Annotated in this window: 17 protein-coding genes and 1 tRNA gene; 10 read left to right on the top strand and 8 right to left on the bottom strand. The window is 57.5% G+C overall.

The genetic code is table 11. The annotated features are described in order from the left end of the window. The first annotated feature begins 74 nt into the window (after positions 1-74). Positions 75-503, top strand: a complete 429-nt coding sequence (gene mscL / locus FIL88_RS00120) for a large conductance mechanosensitive channel protein MscL (protein WP_142851799.1) — start codon at positions 75-77, stop codon at positions 501-503. A gap of 143 nt (positions 504-646) precedes the next feature. Then, positions 647-723, top strand: a tRNA-Met gene (locus FIL88_RS00125). A 52-nt stretch (positions 724-775) separates the two neighbouring features. Here FIL88_RS00125 and FIL88_RS00130 read toward each other — a convergent pair. Together FIL88_RS00130 and ald are read right to left on the bottom strand one after the other, a co-directional pair. After that, positions 776-1,186, bottom strand: a complete 411-nt coding sequence (locus FIL88_RS00130; protein WP_142851800.1) for a DUF1801 domain-containing protein — start codon at positions 1,184-1,186, stop codon at positions 776-778. A gap of 87 nt (positions 1,187-1,273) precedes the next feature. Continuing rightward, complete coding sequence (gene ald / locus FIL88_RS00135) at positions 1,274-2,392, bottom strand: alanine dehydrogenase (protein ID WP_142851801.1); 1,119 nt, start codon at positions 2,390-2,392, stop codon at positions 1,274-1,276. A gap of 162 nt (positions 2,393-2,554) precedes the next feature. On the opposite strand from ald, the gene FIL88_RS00140 reads away from it, so the two are divergent. Then, positions 2,555-3,013 (top strand): Lrp/AsnC family transcriptional regulator, encoded by a 459-nt coding sequence (locus tag FIL88_RS00140; RefSeq protein ID WP_108855201.1) that lies wholly within the window; start codon positions 2,555-2,557, stop codon positions 3,011-3,013. 214 nt (positions 3,014-3,227) lie between these two features. Here the strand turns inward: FIL88_RS00140 and FIL88_RS00145 are convergent, their stop codons facing one another. Then, on the bottom strand, positions 3,228-4,469 hold the full coding sequence (locus tag FIL88_RS00145; protein WP_142851802.1) for an MFS transporter: 1,242 nt from the start codon (positions 4,467-4,469) through the stop codon (positions 3,228-3,230). A gap of 98 nt (positions 4,470-4,567) precedes the next feature. On the opposite strand from FIL88_RS00145, the gene zapE reads away from it, so the two are divergent. After that, positions 4,568-5,653: a cell division protein ZapE gene (zapE, locus tag FIL88_RS00150; RefSeq protein ID WP_142851803.1), complete on the top strand. Its 1,086-nt coding sequence runs from the start codon at positions 4,568-4,570 to the stop codon at positions 5,651-5,653. A gap of 414 nt (positions 5,654-6,067) precedes the next feature. Here the strand turns inward: zapE and FIL88_RS00155 are convergent, their stop codons facing one another. Genes FIL88_RS00155 through FIL88_RS00165 form a run of 3 tightly spaced genes read right to left on the bottom strand, consistent with a single transcriptional unit; the run spans position 6,068 to position 9,256 of the window. Further along, entirely contained in the window at positions 6,068-7,342 is a 1,275-nt protein-coding gene (locus FIL88_RS00155; protein ID WP_246066570.1) for a bifunctional folylpolyglutamate synthase/dihydrofolate synthase, read from the bottom strand. After that, complete coding sequence (accD, locus tag FIL88_RS00160; protein ID WP_142851804.1) at positions 7,339-8,298, bottom strand: acetyl-CoA carboxylase, carboxyltransferase subunit beta; 960 nt, start codon at positions 8,296-8,298, stop codon at positions 7,339-7,341. The genes FIL88_RS00155 and accD overlap by 4 nt, the downstream gene beginning before the upstream one ends. A gap of 31 nt (positions 8,299-8,329) precedes the next feature. Beyond that, positions 8,330-9,256 carry a CPBP family intramembrane glutamic endopeptidase gene (locus tag FIL88_RS00165; RefSeq protein ID WP_142851805.1) on the bottom strand — a complete coding sequence of 309 codons (927 nt, stop codon included), beginning with the start codon at positions 9,254-9,256 and terminating at the stop codon, positions 8,330-8,332. A gap of 226 nt (positions 9,257-9,482) precedes the next feature. Between FIL88_RS00165 and FIL88_RS00170 the strand changes: the two genes are divergently transcribed. From FIL88_RS00170 to FIL88_RS00195, 6 genes are all read left to right on the top strand, one after another. Next, a complete protein-coding gene (locus FIL88_RS00170; RefSeq protein WP_142851806.1) occupies positions 9,483-10,190 on the top strand; it encodes a hypothetical protein in 708 nt (235 codons plus the stop codon). Between the two features lie 70 nt (positions 10,191-10,260). Beyond that, entirely contained in the window at positions 10,261-11,034 is a 774-nt protein-coding gene (locus tag FIL88_RS00175; RefSeq protein WP_142851807.1) for a DUF6478 family protein, read from the top strand. Between the two features lie 24 nt (positions 11,035-11,058). Continuing rightward, complete coding sequence (locus tag FIL88_RS00180) at positions 11,059-11,439, top strand: hypothetical protein (RefSeq protein ID WP_142851808.1); 381 nt, start codon at positions 11,059-11,061, stop codon at positions 11,437-11,439. Beyond that, complete coding sequence (locus tag FIL88_RS00185; RefSeq protein ID WP_142851809.1) at positions 11,436-11,921, top strand: 2-thiouracil desulfurase family protein; 486 nt, start codon at positions 11,436-11,438, stop codon at positions 11,919-11,921. The genes FIL88_RS00180 and FIL88_RS00185 overlap by 4 nt, the downstream gene beginning before the upstream one ends. Positions 11,922-12,100: 179 nt before the next feature. Further along, positions 12,101-14,128, top strand: coding sequence for an NADPH-dependent 2,4-dienoyl-CoA reductase (locus tag FIL88_RS00190; protein WP_142851810.1), 2,028 nt, complete (start codon positions 12,101-12,103; stop codon positions 14,126-14,128). Positions 14,129-14,584: 456 nt separating this feature from the next. Next, positions 14,585-15,490 (top strand): LysR family transcriptional regulator, encoded by a 906-nt coding sequence (locus FIL88_RS00195; protein ID WP_142851811.1) that lies wholly within the window; start codon positions 14,585-14,587, stop codon positions 15,488-15,490. A 76-nt stretch (positions 15,491-15,566) separates the two neighbouring features. Here the strand turns inward: FIL88_RS00195 and FIL88_RS00200 are convergent, their stop codons facing one another. Together FIL88_RS00200 and FIL88_RS00205 are read right to left on the bottom strand one after the other, a co-directional pair. Further along, positions 15,567-16,490: an OmpA family protein gene (locus FIL88_RS00200; protein ID WP_142851812.1), complete on the bottom strand. Its 924-nt coding sequence runs from the start codon at positions 16,488-16,490 to the stop codon at positions 15,567-15,569. Further along, positions 16,487-17,062, bottom strand: a complete 576-nt coding sequence (locus FIL88_RS00205; RefSeq protein WP_185960793.1) for a peroxidase-related enzyme — start codon at positions 17,060-17,062, stop codon at positions 16,487-16,489. The genes FIL88_RS00200 and FIL88_RS00205 overlap by 4 nt, the downstream gene beginning before the upstream one ends. Positions 17,063-17,071 lie beyond the last annotated feature (9 nt).

Consider the following 17,071-nt stretch of genomic DNA (forward strand, 5'->3'; position numbering starts at 1 on the left):
GGTTTCCGTGTATATTGGGCCCAATGCGAACAGGGTCATGCATGGTGCACGATCACGAAACATACGGGGACAGTATGCTTAAAGAATTCAAAGATTTCATCGCCAAGGGCAATGTCATGGACATGGCCGTTGGTATCATCATTGGTGCCGCGTTCACCGCGATTGTCAGCTCGCTGGTGGCCGACCTGATTAACCCGATCATCGGGTTGTTCATGGGTGGTATCGACTTCACTAACATGTACGCTGTGCTTTCCGGCGATGTTGCTGCCGGCGCTTCGTTGGAAGCTGCACGTGAAGGCGGCGCTGCGGTCTTCGCCTATGGCTCGTTCATCATGGCCATCATCAACTTCCTGATCATCGCTTGGGTGGTGTTCATGCTGGTGCGCTATGTCAACAAAGCCAAAGACGCTGCCGCCAAGGAAGAAGAAGCCGCAGAAGAAGCACCGGCCGGCCCGAGCGAGTTGGACCTGCTGACCGAGATTCGGGACGCCCTGAAGAAGTAAATTCGTCCCTCAAGGACCGCGCAAGGGCGCTGCGATTTGCGGCGCCCTTTTTGTTTGGATTTTCTTGCCCCGTTTCCGGATTTTCCGCGTTTTTCGTTTGACACTGGGCACGTGCCGGAATATTCGAACCTCCGATATGAGATGGCGTGGTAGCTCAGCTGGTTAGAGCACAGCACTCATAATGCTGGGGTCGGCGGTTCAAGTCCGCCCCACGCTACCATCTCAATCTTGAAGAAAGCCCTGCCTGCTGGCGGGGCTTCTTTCGTTCTGGCCTAGGTTAGGTGATAGGTCAGCGCGCGCCGGATCAACAATGCAACGGCGTCATGCGGGATATCTGCAGGATCTTCGAATATGACTGCGCGATTTCCATCGAATTTCAGCGACTTGGGAAACAACGCGCGGACATCTGACATCACGCTTGTTTGGCAATGCGTATAAATCGCAATGCCGCCCGATTTGGGGATGCCCAGACGCACGGTCGTGCCGGATTTGGAGTGGCTGGTCAGATATGCGGGCTGTCCCCACTTCAATGTCTCTTCCAGCGGGCCGATGGCGGCATCTTCACGCGCAACCTCGAATATCATGCGCCGAAGGGCAAGCAGTCCGCGCCGTGCGGATGGTTCGAATGCGTCAAATGCGGCCTGAACTTCAGGATCGGTGATTTTTTTGGGCGGCTTTTCCATGTCCCGACCGTGACGTCTTGACCTGCGCCCTGTCAAAGAAAAAGCCCCACCAGAAGGCGGGGCTTTCAAAAGACCTGAAAGGGAGGATCAGGCCTTCAGCGCCAATGCTGGCGACAGAACGTCAAGGCCAAGGGCTTCGCCGACCGCGTAATAGGTCAGCTTGCCTGCGTGTACGTTCAGGCCGTTCAACAAATGCGGATCATCCTCGCAGGCCTGCTTCCAACCTTTGTCGGCCAGTGACAGCATGAAGGGCAGGGTGGCATTCCCCAGTGCGATGGTCGACGTGCGCGCAACCGCGCCCGGCATGTTGGCCACGCAGTAATGCATCACGTTGTCGACTTCATAGATCGGGTCGGCATGGGTGGTGGCTTTCGAGGTCTCGAAGCAGCCACCTTGGTCGATGGCGACGTCCACAAGCACGGCGCCCGGCTTCATGGTCGGCAGCTGTGCGCGGCTGATCAGTTTGGGGGCAGCTGCACCCGGGATCAGAACGGCGCCAATCACCATGTCGGCCTGCTGGACCAGCTCGGCAGTTGCTGCGGCGGTCGAGTACTGGTTCTTGAAGGTGCCACCATAGACGTCATCCAAATAGCGAAGACGCGGCAGCGAACGATCCAGAACGGTCACATCTGCGCCCATGCCAGCAGCGACCTTGGCGGCGTGGGTGCCGACGACACCGCCGCCGATCACAACGACCTTGGCCGGGCCTACACCGGGCACACCGCCCATCAAGACGCCCCGACCGCCATTGGCCTTCTGCAGGGTCCATGATCCGACCTGAGGGGCCAAACGCCCTGCAACTTCCGACATAGGGGCCAGCAGAGGCAAGCCACCATTGCTGTCGGTGACGGTTTCATACGCAATTGCAGTGCAGCCCGACGCCAGCAGGTCATGGGTCTGATCGGGGTCCGGGGCAAGGTGCAGATACGTGAACAGAAGCTGCCCTTCACGCAGCATCTTGCGCTCTCCGGCTTGCGGCTCTTTCACTTTTACGATCATGTCGGCTTTGGCGAAGATCTCTTCCGCCGTGTCCAGAACAGTCGCGCCAACGGCACGGTAATCGTCATCCGAGAACCCAGCACCCATCCCGGCACTGGTTTCAACGATGACAGAATGGCCACGTCCGATGGCCTCGCCTGCGGCGGCGGGCGTCAATCCGACGCGGAATTCTTGTGGCTTGATCTCTTTTGGGCATCCGATCAGCATGGGGGTGTCCTCCTTCTCCCTGGTGCTGAGACATTAGGCTCTCATCTTTCGATCTTGGGGGGGCTGGGATGCAATTGCTTTGAAAAGATGTGGCGCAGCGGGTATGGTTCTTCGAAGGAATCCGCGCAAATGGCGCAAATAGCGCAAGGAATGTGATCATAATTGGAACTTGATAGTGTAGATCGCCGCATATTACGGGCATTGCAACGCACTGGCCGTATTTCAAACGCTGAGCTGTCCGAGAAGGTGAATCTGTCCCCATCCGCGTGCCATCGCCGAGTGCAAAGGCTTGAGGCTGAGGGCTTCATCAAGAACTATGTGGCCCTTCTGGATGCGCGAAAGTTGAACTGCCCGACCACTGTGTTTGTCGAAATCACGCTGTCCGGTCAGGCAGACGAAGTTCTGGAAGCCTTCGAGCGCGAGGTCGCGCGTGTGCCGGACGTGCTGGAATGTCACCTGATGGCGGGCACGGCAGACTATCTTCTGAAAGTCGTTGCACAAGACACTGAAGACTTTGCCCGGATTCACCGCCAGTACCTTGCACGCCTTCCAGGCGTTCAGGGAATGCAATCCAGCTTTGCCCTGCGCACGGTGTTTAAGACTACGGCACTGCCCGTCTGAACTGCTCCCGCGCCCTTATGACCTGATGGTCAACAGGCTTGGGGGTGGCCGCGCATTCTGCGCGGCGGATTTCAAGCCTTCGGCGAGGATATTTGAAACAAGAAAAGCGATCAGATCCTGATATCGCGTCTTTTTCTTGTTCAAATATCCCGGGGTGAGCCCCGGCAGGGGCGAGGGGCAGCGCCCCTCAGGCTCACGAAGTGAGCCACCGTTGCTATGCTGCGCGTGCTGCCAAGGGTTGCTCTTTCACAGGCAAATGCACGATGGCCGAGAACGCACCGACGCCAACACCGATCCACCAGACCAGTGTATAGTCGCCAAACGCGTCATACATCCGACCACCTAACCAAACGCCAAGGAAGCTGCCCAACTGGTGCGAGAAGAAGACGATTCCGTACAGCGTTCCCATATAGCGCAGGCCATAGATATGCGCGACAAGGCCTGATGTCAGCGGGACTGTTGCCAGCCAGAGCGACCCCATCGCGATTGAGAAGATGATGACCGAGGTCGGCGTGATCGGCATTAGGATGAACAAGGTCGCCACGATTGTACGCCCGGTATAGATCGCCGCCAGAAGGTACTTTTTCGAATAGGTCTTACCCAGATACCCTGCCAGCAACGTCCCGCCGATATTGGCGAGACCAATCAGGGAAATCGAGATCGCACCCAGAGCGGATGTGGTTGAAACGCCCACCGCAGCCAACGTTCCCGACGGATCAATCGCCCCGCACATCTCGGTCACGAAGGCTGGGAAATGTGCGGTGATGAACGCCAGCTGATAGCCACAGGAAAAGAAGCCCAGAAAGATCAAAGTATAACTGGGGTCCTTCAGCGCCTTGATCAGGATCTGCCCCATGCTTTCTTCCAGTTCGGATTTGCTGACGAGGCTTTCGGTTTTCATCAACGGGAGCAATGCCAGCGTTGCCAGAATGGCGGCGGCGAAAGCGATGAAGACGCTTTGCCATGTCATGAAGGTCAGCAGGTATTCGGCCAGCGGCGCACCAAACACCTGACCGGCGGATCCGGCAGCAGTGGCGATTGCCAAGGCCATCGAACGATTCTCGTCACTGGCGGCACGGCCGACAACGGCCAGAATAACGCCAAACCCGGTGCCCGCGATGCCGAAGCCCACCAGAACCTCAAGCATTTGATGTGCTTCTGGTGTTACGGCGGTCGAGCTGGCGACCAATCCAACAGCATAGATAATTGCACCCATGATGATGGCTTTGCGGTCTCCGATCTTCTCGGCAATGGCGCCAAAAATGGGTTGCCCGATGCCCCACGCAAGGTTTTGGATCGCAATCGCCAGCGAAAATTCGGCCCGTGGCCAGTTGAATTCGGTCGCGATAGGGATCTGAAAGACGCCAAAACTGGCCCGGATCGCAAAGCTGATCAGGATGATGAAGCAGCCTGCCACAAGGACCGGCGTAATAAGGGGTGCGCGCGTGTGTTCCATTGGATCAATGTCTGGCAATTGCCGCAGTGCGTCAATTCGTGCTTTGTGATGCGCGACGTAACCTTTTCTTATGTGTCGCGGGGCTTTATCTGTCAGGCATGGGAAATCTGATCCAAACCTATGACGCTCTTGCCCAATCCGGCGAGATCACCCGCGACCCCGCGCAAGAGGCCTGCCTGCCTGCGTTGGAAGATATCCGTGCGCATCTGGATACGGCGCCCAAGCGCAAGCGCGGTATTCTGGGGGGGCTGTTTCATTCCAAGCCCGAAGAGGTGCCGCAGGGGCTGTACCTGTGGGGGGGCGTTGGGCGCGGCAAATCCATGTTGATGGACCTGTTTGTCGACAGTCTGGAAAATACCCCCGCCCGCCGCGTGCATTTCCACGCCTTCATGCAAGAGGTGCACGAGGGCATGGCCGAGGCGCGCAGGACGGGTGTGGATGACCCTCTGGCTCCGGTTGCGGCGAAGATTGCTGCGGATATCAAGCTGTTCGCCTTCGATGAAATGCAGATCACTGACATCACCGACGCGATGATCGTTGGGCGTCTGTTCGAGAAGCTGTTCGATGCGGGCGTCGTGGTGGTTACCACGTCGAACCGTCACCCAGATGATCTGTATAAAGACGGGCTGAATCGGCAGCTTTTCCTGCCGTTTATTTCGCTTCTGAAAGGTCAGATGGTGGTGCACGAGCTGGTTAGCCCGAATGACTATCGTCAGGACCGTCTGTCGGGCGAGCAGGTCTATTTCAGCCCCGCGAATGCGGACGCGCGGCAGGCGATTGATGCGCTTTGGAAAGATTTGACGGGTGGAAGCAGCGAGCCTTTGGTGCTGAGCGTAAAAGGGCGCGAAGTTGTTTTGCCCGCCTATCGAAATGGGGCCGCACGTGCGCGGTTTCATGACCTTTGCGGCGCGATGCTGGGGCCCGGTGACTATCTGACCGTCGCCAACGCTGTGAAGTTGCTGGTGCTCGAGGATATCCCGCGTCTTAGCCGGCAAAATTTCAACGAAGCCAAGCGCTTTGTCACGCTTATCGACGCGCTGTACGAGGCAAAGGTTCGGTTGATCGCATCTGCGGCAGCCATCCCCGAGATGCTGTATGTCGAAGGTGAAGGATCGTTTGAGTTCGAGCGCACAGCCAGCCGCTTGCGCGAGATGCAGGATAAGGACTGGGGGGAAGAGGTCTGACGCGGCGTGGACGAGGGGCCGCGCACCTGCGACCCCTCAGGTTTGCACCTGCCTGCCTAACTCGGATGAAGGGTGCTTGCGCACCCCGTCGTCGGCCAAGGGTCTGGCATAGGGTCGTCGTCGTGATTTGTGATCACGTATACGCTTTTATCCCCAGCGCATTTCGAATCACTTAGCCACCCCGGCATAAAGTACTGCTCGATAAGCCGTCCGCTTAGTGCGGACTTTGCCTATAGAATACCCTATTTATAGGCGCTAACCCCTTAATAGGTCAACATTTTACATCGAATCGCTGCCGATTCGCGAATCGGATAAAAAAGTGATTCTTTTCCGTGGCTTGAATTGTGTTCTTGAAGCGATCGGACGTGGTTACGCAAATTTAATTTTGTGATCACGACCGAATATTGCGCCGTTTCACCCGTTTTCGCGTAGGATGGCGCCCGCAAGATACAGCGATCCGCAAATCAGGATGCGCGACTGTGGGTCCTGCTGGGTGACTGCGTGGATGGCGTCCTTGACCGACGCGGCCACCGAGGACGTCATGCCGACCTTCGAAGCTTCGTCCGCTGTGGTGTCAGCTGGCAGTGTATTGGGCTCGTCCGGGATCGACACGGCGGTCAGGCTGTCGGCCACGCCCGCAAGCGGACGCAGATAGCCTGCAATATCCTTGGTGTTCAGCATTCCGCAGATCAGGTGGGTCGGACGTTTGGGCAGGTCGGCCAACACAGTCGCCAGCATTTCACCCGCTGCCGGGTTGTGACCGCCATCAAGCCACAGCTCGGCATCTCCGGCGGCATCAATCAGCGGACCTGTGCGCAGGCGTTGCATCCGTGCGGGCCACGTGACGTCGCGCATGGCGGCTTCGCAGGCGGCTTCGTCAAAGCCCAGTGCGCGCAGGGCAGCAATCGCAGCACCTGCATTTTCGATCTGGTGCGGGCCGATCAGGGCGGGCAGGGGCAGATCCAGCAAGCCGTTTTCGTCTTGGAAGATCAGGCGTCCGCGCTCTTCCCAGAAATGCCAGTGCTGGCCATGCACGAATAAGGGGCAGCCCAGCTTGGCCGCGCGTGCCTCGATCACATCAAGCGCTTCGTCTTTCTGTGGGCCAACCACGCAGGGCACGCCGCGCTTCAGAATGCCGGCTTTTTCGCCCGCGATTTCAGGCAGGGTTTCGCCCAGAAACTGCGTGTGGTCGATCGAGATCGGCGTGATCACGGTCAACGCGGGTTTATCGACCACGTTGGTGGCGTCCAGCCGTCCGCCCAGCCCGGTTTCCAGCAGGGTGTAATCCGCGGGCGTTTCGGCAAAAGCCATCAGGCCTGCAACGGTCGTGATCTCGAAATAGGTAATGTTCTCTCCGCCATTGGCGGCATAGCAGCGGTCCAGAACTTCGGTCAGGGCTTCTTCGCTTATCAGATCGCCCGCCAAGCGGATGCGTTCGTGAAAACGTGCCAGATGTGGCGAGGTATAGGCATGCACCGCCTTGCCCGCGCCCTCAAGCCCCGCGCGGATCATCGCTTGGGTCGAGCCTTTGCCGTTCGTGCCTGCCAAGTGAATCGCCCCAGGCAGTTTGTCCTGAGGATTGTCCACGGCCTTTAAAAGCCGCCAAACACGATCAAGCGTCAGGTCGATGATTTTCGGGTGCAGCGACATCATCCGGTCAAGGATGACGTCCGAACCTTGGGCGCTCACGCTTTGTCAGCCTTGTCTGCGTCAGCGGGCGCGCTTTCTGCCGTTTCAGGCTCTGCTGGCGCTTCGGCTTCAGGCTCGGGTTTGGGTAGGTCACCTTTCACGGCAGGCGGCTGGTTTGTCAGCATGCGAATAATGGTGACCAGCTCGTCCTTCATGTCCTCGCGTTTGGTCACGCGGTCTAGCATCCCGTGATCCAGCAGGTATTCGGCACGCTGGAAGCCTTCGGGCAGTTTTTCGCGGATGGTCTGTTCAATAACGCGGGGGCCAGCGAAACAGATCAGGGCATTGGGTTCGGCGATATGCACATCACCCAGCATCGCATAGGATGCAGTCACGCCGCCCGTGGTTGGGTGTGTCAGCACAACGATATAAGGCAGGTTTGCTTCTTTCAGCATCTGCACGGCAACAGTCGTGCGCGGCATTTGCATCAGAGACAAGATGCCTTCCTGCATGCGCGCGCCACCTGCGGCGGAAAACAGAACCAGCGGGCGCTTCAAAGCAACCGCACGTTCTGCTGCAGCGATAATCGCATTGCCCACATACATACCCATGGAGCCACCCATGAAGCTAAAATCCTGTGCGGCGGCAACGATTGGTGTGCGGCCCATCTCGCCTTCGGCCACCAGCATCGCCTCGCGTTCGCCTGTGCCTTTGCGGGCGGACTTCATGCGCTCGGGGTATTTTTTCTGGTCCTTGAAGACCAGCGGATCGTCGATTGGGGCGGGGACGTCCACCTCGGTAAAGACGCCGCCGTCAAATAGGTGTGTAAAACGGTCACGCGGCGTGATCGCCATGTGATGTCCACAATTGGTGCAGACGTTCTGGTTCTCGGAGAATTCGCGGTGGAACAGCATGGTTCCGCATTCACCACATTTGGTCCAAAGATTTTCCGGCACCTCGCGGCGCGAGAAAAGCGAGTTGATGCGGGGGCGGACGTAGTTCGAGATCCAGTTCATCGCCAGACTTCCTTGTTGCGTTTGGCCTTAGTTAGTCTGCCTCGACGGCATTTGCAATTGGGCGGTTACGTTGGGACACGCGCCACCAGATCGCAAAGGCCAGCAGAACCATCGTGGTTTGCAGCACCATCGACGCTGTTGTGGCCGATCCCATCAGATCCACCTCGGCGACGAAAAGGGAAAATCCATCCATATTTCCCGCATTGCCCACTAGCACCATCGACATGTTGTTGCCAAAGTGAAGTCCTGCCGCCGCGCCGATATTGCCAGTGCGCACGGTCACAACGCTAAGAACGATGCCGACGACGCTGGTGTGGAGCACATAGAAATATGCGTTGTTTCCCCATGTCGCCGGGTCTGCGTGAAGAAGGCCAAAGGCGACCGAGGGCAGGATGGCCCAGATCCAGATGGACCGAAACCGGGCGCGCAATTGTTGCAGTATATAGCCGCGGAAAACCAACTCCTCGGCAAAAATCTGGATGAAGATCAGGATCAGCGCTGGGATAAGCACCACAAGCCATTCCGAAGGCGGCAGATTGCGTTCAAGCTGGGTTTGGTCTTGCGGAACAACGAACAGCGGTTCGAGCATTTGCAAGATCATGGCCGCAAATGACACAGCCAAGGCGATCAGAATGCCAATGCGAAACTGGCGCCAGAACACCCGCTTCTGTGGCCCAAATAGGGTCGCGAAGCTGCGTTTGTGCAGAAACCGCACGACCAGCCAAAGCCCAAGGTGATAGCCTAGAAAGGTCAAAAAGAAGATGCCCAGATGTACTGGAGTGACTGCATTAAGAATTATCGCGGGATGCTGACCGGTCAGCCAAGCACCCGCCGTGAAGATGCCGAATGTTGCGCCCAGAAACACTATGTGGATCAGGACGAAGCCCAGAATTGATCGCCAAATCTGGCAGCTGGGCTGCGCGGGCGACCAAAAGGACTGTTGAGGGAACGATGGCACGATGGAGCTCCTGACCGAATAAACTGGCAATCAACGACACTGTGTCGCGGATTACGCGGAAGAACAATCTTGTTTTCCGTGACTTGCCTTGATGCATGCTGACTTGCTATCCGGTGGCCAACGACAAAAAAGATCGGGCAACGTTCCCGGTAATGTAGGGTTGGGAGAACTGGTGCTGAGTGTAGGCAAGCCGGCGTTATTTAGAAAAGCTGCACGCCAGATGTCAGTGGCTGCGCTGACTTTTTCATTGGCAGCGTGCTTCGGCGGAGCAAAGACCGAAGACGTGCGCAACAGCCCGTTGTTTTCCAAGCAAGCGCCGACTGCGTCGGGCAAGTTGGTGCAATCGCGCACGGTCATGTCTGGCGCTGTGACTGTTGCCGCACCCAAAGGTTATTGCGTCGATGTCAGTTCATTGCGTGATCAGGCATCGGGTGCGTTTGTCCCGTTTGGAGCTTGCGCAGCATTGACCCGAAACGCGGCCGATCCCAGCCCCAAGGCCCCGGCATTTCTTGTGGCCAGCGTGTCGCCTTTGCCAATTGCAGCAGAAGCCGCTGCCGAGGATCCCGAAGCAGTGATGGCCCAAGCGCGCGCCTTTCTGGAAAGCAACGCAGGGCGTGCGGCGCTAAGTCGTTCAGGCGATGCCAGTACCGTCGAGGTTTTGGATCTGAAAACATCGTCGGGCGTCGTAAAGGTCTTGACGCGCGACGGATCCGACAACCGGCCAGAATCCTTGTCTGACACCACGTGGCGCGCGTTTCTGCCCATTGATGACAAACTGGTCGTGGCAAGTGTGACCGGTTTTACCAAGACGAAGGTCGACCGGCGCAATGGGTTGGGGCAGTTGAATAAATTCGTTGCTGCAATCAAGGCCTCTAACCCGGGCAGTTCCAAAGGCGGCGGGGTTTTGGCCGCGATCTTTGGCAAATTGCGCTAGCAGCTATTATCTGGTTTAGTTGCAGCCAACCTGACACCTGATCACCACCAGTACGGGCAGAAATACAGACATGAAAAGCTGGATTACCTCGCTTTCAGATCGATTGACGGATCGCAGGGCGTTGCGTCGTTGGTCACGTGTTGCGCGCGATGCGAATGCGATCGACAGATTGACATTGCGCACCATGCGGGTCCGCGCGCGCGAGCTGCGCCAACAGTTGGATCAGGTGTTGTTCACAGCAGACAGCAGGCTTGCGCTGCCCCTTTTGGGGTCGAACACACTTCAGAAACCGCTGCACGCAGATTGGGCCTATCGCCCGCGGGCATGGCGTGGTTCGGCTGCTCCGTCTGGGATGGCTGGCGTTCGAAATGGAAGTTCATTTGGCGACGAAGTGAAGTTGTTTCACGACTGCCCCCTGTCCGAAATCACAATGCGCCAGGTGCGTAACACCCGCGAGGCTGATCTTGCCCCTTTCGGAGTAGCGCTTGAGGTCTATGGTTTTCAGGGGTCTTTTCTGTCCATGGTGGTGGACATGCCACCCGAGGCCGCCGTTGACCTAAGTCGTAATCACATCGTGCGTGTCGCTGTCACGTCCGAGGTCGAGCGGCCCATAGACGCGTTTGCGCGCCTGAATATTCAGTACGGTCCGAATAATGATCAACTGAATCAGCACCAAATGCTTGAGAACGGAGAGACCAAGTTCGAGTTCGATCTGGCCTATTCCAACATGAACGAAAAACGCGTTCAGAAAATGTGGGTGGATTTGGTGTTCAGTAATCCTGAAATGAATCGGGTGACGCTTCGTGACCTGACTTTGTGCCGCTATCCCCGCGCAGAAATCTAAGGCGCACGCCGGTTAGGAGCCATCATGACGGATATGTCACTTCAGAAAGCCCGCATACACGCCGGTGTTTGGGAGGGTACGCTGACCACCTCGGGCACCACGGCGCCCGAACTTGAGGTCACATATCAAGATCAGGCCCTGTCCGAGGTCGATGTGGCCGAGATTGCGGACCAGCCCGGTCAGTTCAGCGTGCGCATTCAAATCCCATCGGGTCTTTTATGTGATGGGGTTCAAACCTTCCTGATTTGTGACAAGTCGTCTGGCGATACGCTGGACAGTTTCGTGATCGTCGCCGGTCAGCCGCTCGCCTCGGACATTCGCGCCGAGATGGATCTTCTGCGCGCCGAGCTTGATCTTCTGAAAAGATCTTTTCGGCGTCACCTGCGGGATGGCGGGGGCAAATGACCTCGATCCTCGTTAGTGCATGTTTGCTTGGGCAGAAGGTGCGCTATGACGGGGCCGCGAAGACATTGCCAGATGATCGGCTTGCTGATTGGGACCGGAAAGGCTGGTTGCATCCGATTTGCCCTGAGCTTCTGGGCGGTTTGCCAGTTCCGCGCCTGCCTGCTGAAATCGAACCGGGCCATGATGGTGCGTCGGTTCTGTCAGGGCAGGGGCGCATACTGGATCTGCATGGCGGTGATGTCACGGGCGCTTTTCTGATGGGGGCCAAGATCGCAGTGGCCAAAGCACAAAAGCACCGGTGCACATATGCCCTTCTGACCGAAGCGAGCCCCTCTTGCGGTACTGACGTTATATACAGCGGACATCACGATGGGGTTCGGCGGGTCGGAATGGGTGTTGTGACGGCGGCGTTGATACAGGCCGGTGTGCAGGTGTTTTCGTCTGATCGGATCGACGAATTGGCGGTTGTGATCGGCGCATGAGCGTTCGATCCTAGATCTGAAACACGAATACCCTGACATGCCTTCGGTATTCGCCGGACATTCGTGTCACGTATTGGCTAATTGGGAAGATCGAACGCTCTAGATTACGCAGCGTTTCGGGTGACAGGGCTTTACGTGCGCGTCAATACTTCTGGGAAATAGGCAGCCCGAGGACCGCTATGACCCGCTACCCACATCTTCTTGCCCCGTTGGATCTTGGTTTCACCACGTTGAAAAATCGCGTGCTGATGGGGTCTATGCACACCGGACTTGAGGAGCGTGGCGATTGGAACCGCGTGGCCGAGTTCTATGCCGCGCGTGCCCGCGGCGGGGCGGCTCTGATCGTGACGGGCGGTATGTCTCCGAATGAAGAAGGTGGTGTGTTCCCAGGAGCAGCCGGGTTGTTTTCCGACCAAGACATCGGGAACCACAAGACGGTCACGGATCGCGTGCATGCTGAGGGCGGCAAGATCGCCATGCAGATCCTGCATGCGGGGCGCTATGCTTATGGTCCGAACTGTGTGTCGGCCAGTCCGGTGAAATCCCCGATCTCGCCCTTCCCACCGAAAGAGCTGGACGAGGATGGTATCCAGAAGCAGATCGCTGACTTCGCAACCGCCGCTGCCCGCGCCAAGGAAGCCGGGTATGACGGGGTCGAGGTCATGGGCTCTGAAGGCTACTTCCTGAACCAGTTCCTTGTGACCCATACCAACAAACGCGAGGATCGCTGGGGCGGATCCTATGAGAACCGGATGCGCCTTCCGATCGAGGTCGTGAAAGCGGTACGTGCTGCCGTAGGGCCGGACTTTATCGTGATCTATCGTCTGTCGATGATCGACCTTGTGCCCAATGGGTCAAGCTTCGACGAGGTGTTGCAGCTTGCGAAAGAAATCGAAGCGGCCGGTGCGACCATTATCAACACAGGTATCGGCTGGCATGAAGCGCGTATCCCGACCATCGCGACGTCTGTGCCGCGTGCGGCGTTTGCTTGGGTGACGAAGAAACTGATGGGGCATGTCGCGATCCCGGTGATCACGTCGAACCGGATCAACACGCCGGATGTGGGTGAGGATGTTCTGGCCGGGGGTGCTGCCGACATGGTGTCGATGGCGCGTCCATTCTTAGCGGATCCAGATTTCGTCGTGAAGGCCGCCGAAGATCGCGCGGGCGATATCGCGCCCTGTATCGCTTGTAATCAGGCCTGTCTGGACCACACGTTCGGCGGCAAGATCTCGACCTGTCTGGTGAACCCACGCGCCTGTTACGAGACCGAATTGCGCTATGACCTGACCGATACGCCGAAATCCATCGCCATCGTGGGCGCTGGGCCTGCCGGGTTGGCGACCGCTCTGGTGGCGGACGAACGCGGCCATAAGGTGACGTTGTTTGACCGTGCTGATCAGGTGGGTGGACAGTTGAACATGGCCAAGAAAATTCCGGGCAAGGAAGAGTTTGTCGGCTTGGTCGACTGGTATGACCGGATGGTGCAGGCCTCGGACATTGATGTGCAGTTGGGCCGCGAGGTTCAGGCCGACGACCTGATCGGTTTCGACGAGGTGGTGATCGCCACCGGTGTCGTCCCGCGTGATCCGCAGATCGACGGGCAGGACGGGCAGAATGTGCTGTCTTATATCGACGTGCTGCGCGACGGCGCGCGGGTGGGCGACAAGGTTGCCATCATTGGCGCGGGCGGCATCGGCTTCGACGTCGCCGAATTCCTGACGCAGGCGGGCGACAGCCCAACCGAAAATCTGGAAGAGTGGCTTTCCGAGTGGGGCGTTACGGATCCCGCCGCCGCGCGGGGCGGTTTGGCGCCAGAAGGCCCGAAACCTGAAGCGCCCGCGCGACAGGTCGTTATGTTGCAACGCAAGGCGCAGGCGCTGGGCAAGGGACTGGGCAAGACGACAGGCTGGATCCATCGCGCGACGCTGAAAATGAAAGGCGTCGAGATGCAGGGTGGTGTGAACTATGAAAGCATCTCGGATGAAGGGCTGATGGTCAGTTCGGGCGAAGCACGCGAGAACCCGCGCGTGATTGACGTTGATAATGTGATCTTGTGCGCAGGACAGGTGCCCGAGCGTACCCTTTTCGACCAGTTGGTAGAAAAGGGTATTGCCGTGCATATCATCGGGGGCGCGGATGTCGCAGCCGAGCTGGATGCGAAGCGCGCGATTGATCAAGGCTCCCGTTTGGCGGCATCTTTTTGATGCGGGTTGACTGATTGGAGGGGGCGGGCTGCACAGCACGGTAATCGCGATGCTTCAGGGCCCGCTCCTTTGTCAACCTATTGTATGTATGCGGTTTTCGAATTCGCCTGCGCATACTCGCGATGGCCTGATCGTCGCCACATAATTGGCACAAACGTTAATCCTTTCTGGAAAGAGCGTTGTTTTTCAATAAATAACGCAAGGGTTGTGCTTCCCTAACGTAAGGTAGACAAGCCTTCCAGACGGCCGTGTTTTTCTTGGCTTAGCCCGCGTGCATCGTCTGCAAGTGTTAGCGCTCTCGCAGGAATTGTTAGCGTTTGAGGTGTCAATACAACCTCTTGTTTCCAATTTGAGGACATAAATTGATTTACCCAGTTAATGTCGGCTGGGCTTCACAGTCTTGCCCTAATTGGCCGCGATACAAAAGTTGCTGGGGAAATTCACAGAGAGTAACTTATGGATCGATTGACCGAAATGGAGGCTTTCGCGACTGTGGTGGACCAAGGGGGGTTCACCGATGCGGCCAAGAAAATGGGGATTTCGAAATCTGCGGTGTCAAAGCATGTTTCAAGTCTCGAGGCGCGGTTGGGTGCGCGCCTATTAAACAGAACAACACGGCGTGTCAGCCCGACCGAAATTGGTCTGGCCTATTACGACCGCGCCCGACGGGTATTGAATGATGCGGGCGAAGCGGATGCGTTGGTGACGTCGATGCAATCGGCGCCAGCGGGGATGCTCAGGATCTCGGTGGCGACAGACTTTGGCGTGAACCACTTAAGCCCGGTTCTGGGTGAGTTCCTAAGGGATTTTCCTGACGTCAATGTGACCATGGAATTGGCCAACCGCTATGTCGAGTTGATCTCGGAAGGTTTTGATATGGCGATCCGCGTGGGCGAGCTGGAAGACAGTTCGCTGCGGGCGCGCAAGATTGCAGAAACCACGCGCCGCATGGTGGGTAGCCCCGCGTATTTTCAGCGTTACGGGCGCCCGACGCGAATTGACGATCTGAACAATCACAAGCTGTTGCATTATTCCAGCCAGAGTTCTGGCAACGTCTGGAAGATTCCCGCCCCGTCTGGCGAGATGCGGCAGGTGCGTTCGGCAGGGTGGCTTAGCGTAAATGACGGTCAGTCGCTGCTGAATGCCGCGATCTCTGGCTTAGGTATCGCATATTTGCCAAGCTTCCTCTACGCCGACGCGATGGAGAAGGGATTGGTCGAGGACGCCATTCCAGACCTGCCCGCCGATGTGCAGGGGATCTATGCGGTCTATCCACCGGGTCGATTCACGCAGCCCAAAGTGCGGGCATTTATTGATTTTCTGGTACAGGCCTTTGCGCATAAAGGTCCCGACACCTGGTAGGAACAAAGTTGTGAGCGTGACGAGTTTCGCGGCGGGCTGGTCCCGCCGCTTTTGCTGTATCTGTAGCTCGCAGTGTCTATTCGGTGTTAAGTAATACTGCTTCGACACGCCGGTTCAGGTTGCGACCTTCAGGGGTGGCATTGCCCGCCAGCGGTGCCAGATACCCAACTCCATTCGCGGTCAGTTGGTTGGCATCTACGCCATAGCGATTGATTAGTCGGTTCATGACAGATGTGGCGCGCTGGCGAGACAGGGTTGCGTTCCCCTCGAGACTGCCTTCGGCGTCGGTATGTCCAACCAAAACGATCCTCTGATCTGGGGCATTGGCCAGGAATGCGGCAAGCTCGGCCAGAGCAGGGACTTCGCCGTCAGCAAGGTCTGATGATCCAGTGGCGAAGGTCAGGCCAGACAGAACCGCGCGCCCTACGGATGTCAGCTGAACACCCATAGGGTCAGTGGGGTGCCCCGCCGAAACTGGAGTGGTTTGCGTGACCGACAGAACTGGCGCGTCGTCTTGCAATGGCGTGACAAAAGTCAGTTCGAAGAATGTGTCATGGGTGCTTTGGCTGATCAGAATCTGAGCGAAACTACTGCCTTTTCGAATGCTAAGAAAGTGGTAGTCGCCCAGATCGATGTACATGTCGGGCGCTTGGAAGTGCCCAATCTGAAAACGGAAATCGAAACCGCCACAGGACACGGCCTGACATTGATAGAGGATCTGGTAGCCGTCCTGCACCAATTGTTCGCGCAGCGAGGTCAGGATCTGATAGCTGTGATCGGATTGCCCAGGTACGCGCCAAGCCTGCCGGTTCACATGCCCAACAGCCATGATCGCGGGCACAGTGCCGCCGTCAAAACGACTGGTGGCGATTTCAACTTGCTCATTCTCGGAAGTTTCGGACTGAAGTTCAGATCCGGCAGGCAGGCTCAGCGCCTGTGCCCCAACAGGCAGCAAGGCGATCAGTGAAGCAAGGGCCAGAAAGTGTCGGGACAGAATCATCGGCTTTGAGCGTGGTATTCGTCGTTCGGCTTCATGCCAACGGCAGATGCCATGCGGTTGGACATCGAGAAAAAGCCAACAGTTGCCGCAATATCCCAGATATCCCGATCCGAGAACCCGACGTCGCGCAGCGCTTGGCGGTCAGCTTCCGAGGTTTCCGAGGACGCTTTGGTGATCTTCTCAGAGAATGTCAGCATCGCCGTCTGACGCGCGTCCAGATCGGCCATACGCCAGTTCATCACCATCGCCTCGCCCAGCAATGGATTGCCCGACAACTGACGCACAGCCGCGCCATGGGCGACTTGGCAATACCAACACCGATTGATCGAGCTGACGACGACCGCGATCATTTCGCGTTCCAGCTTGGACAGGCCACTGTCGTCCAGCATGATCTCGTTATACATGTCCATGAAGGGGCGCAGTTTGGCCATATCAAAGGCATAGGCCTTCAGCACATTCGGGACCAAGCCCAACTTCTCGTCACAGATGTCGAAATATTTCTGAATGTCTTCGGGAAGCGGTTCGACCATCGGCAGGTCAAGTTCGGTGACCTCGTTCGTTTTACGCACCATGCTGTGTCC

It is taken from the genome of Aliiroseovarius halocynthiae (assembly GCF_007004645.1).
In the GTDB taxonomy this organism is placed as follows: domain Bacteria; phylum Pseudomonadota; class Alphaproteobacteria; order Rhodobacterales; family Rhodobacteraceae; genus Aliiroseovarius; species Aliiroseovarius halocynthiae.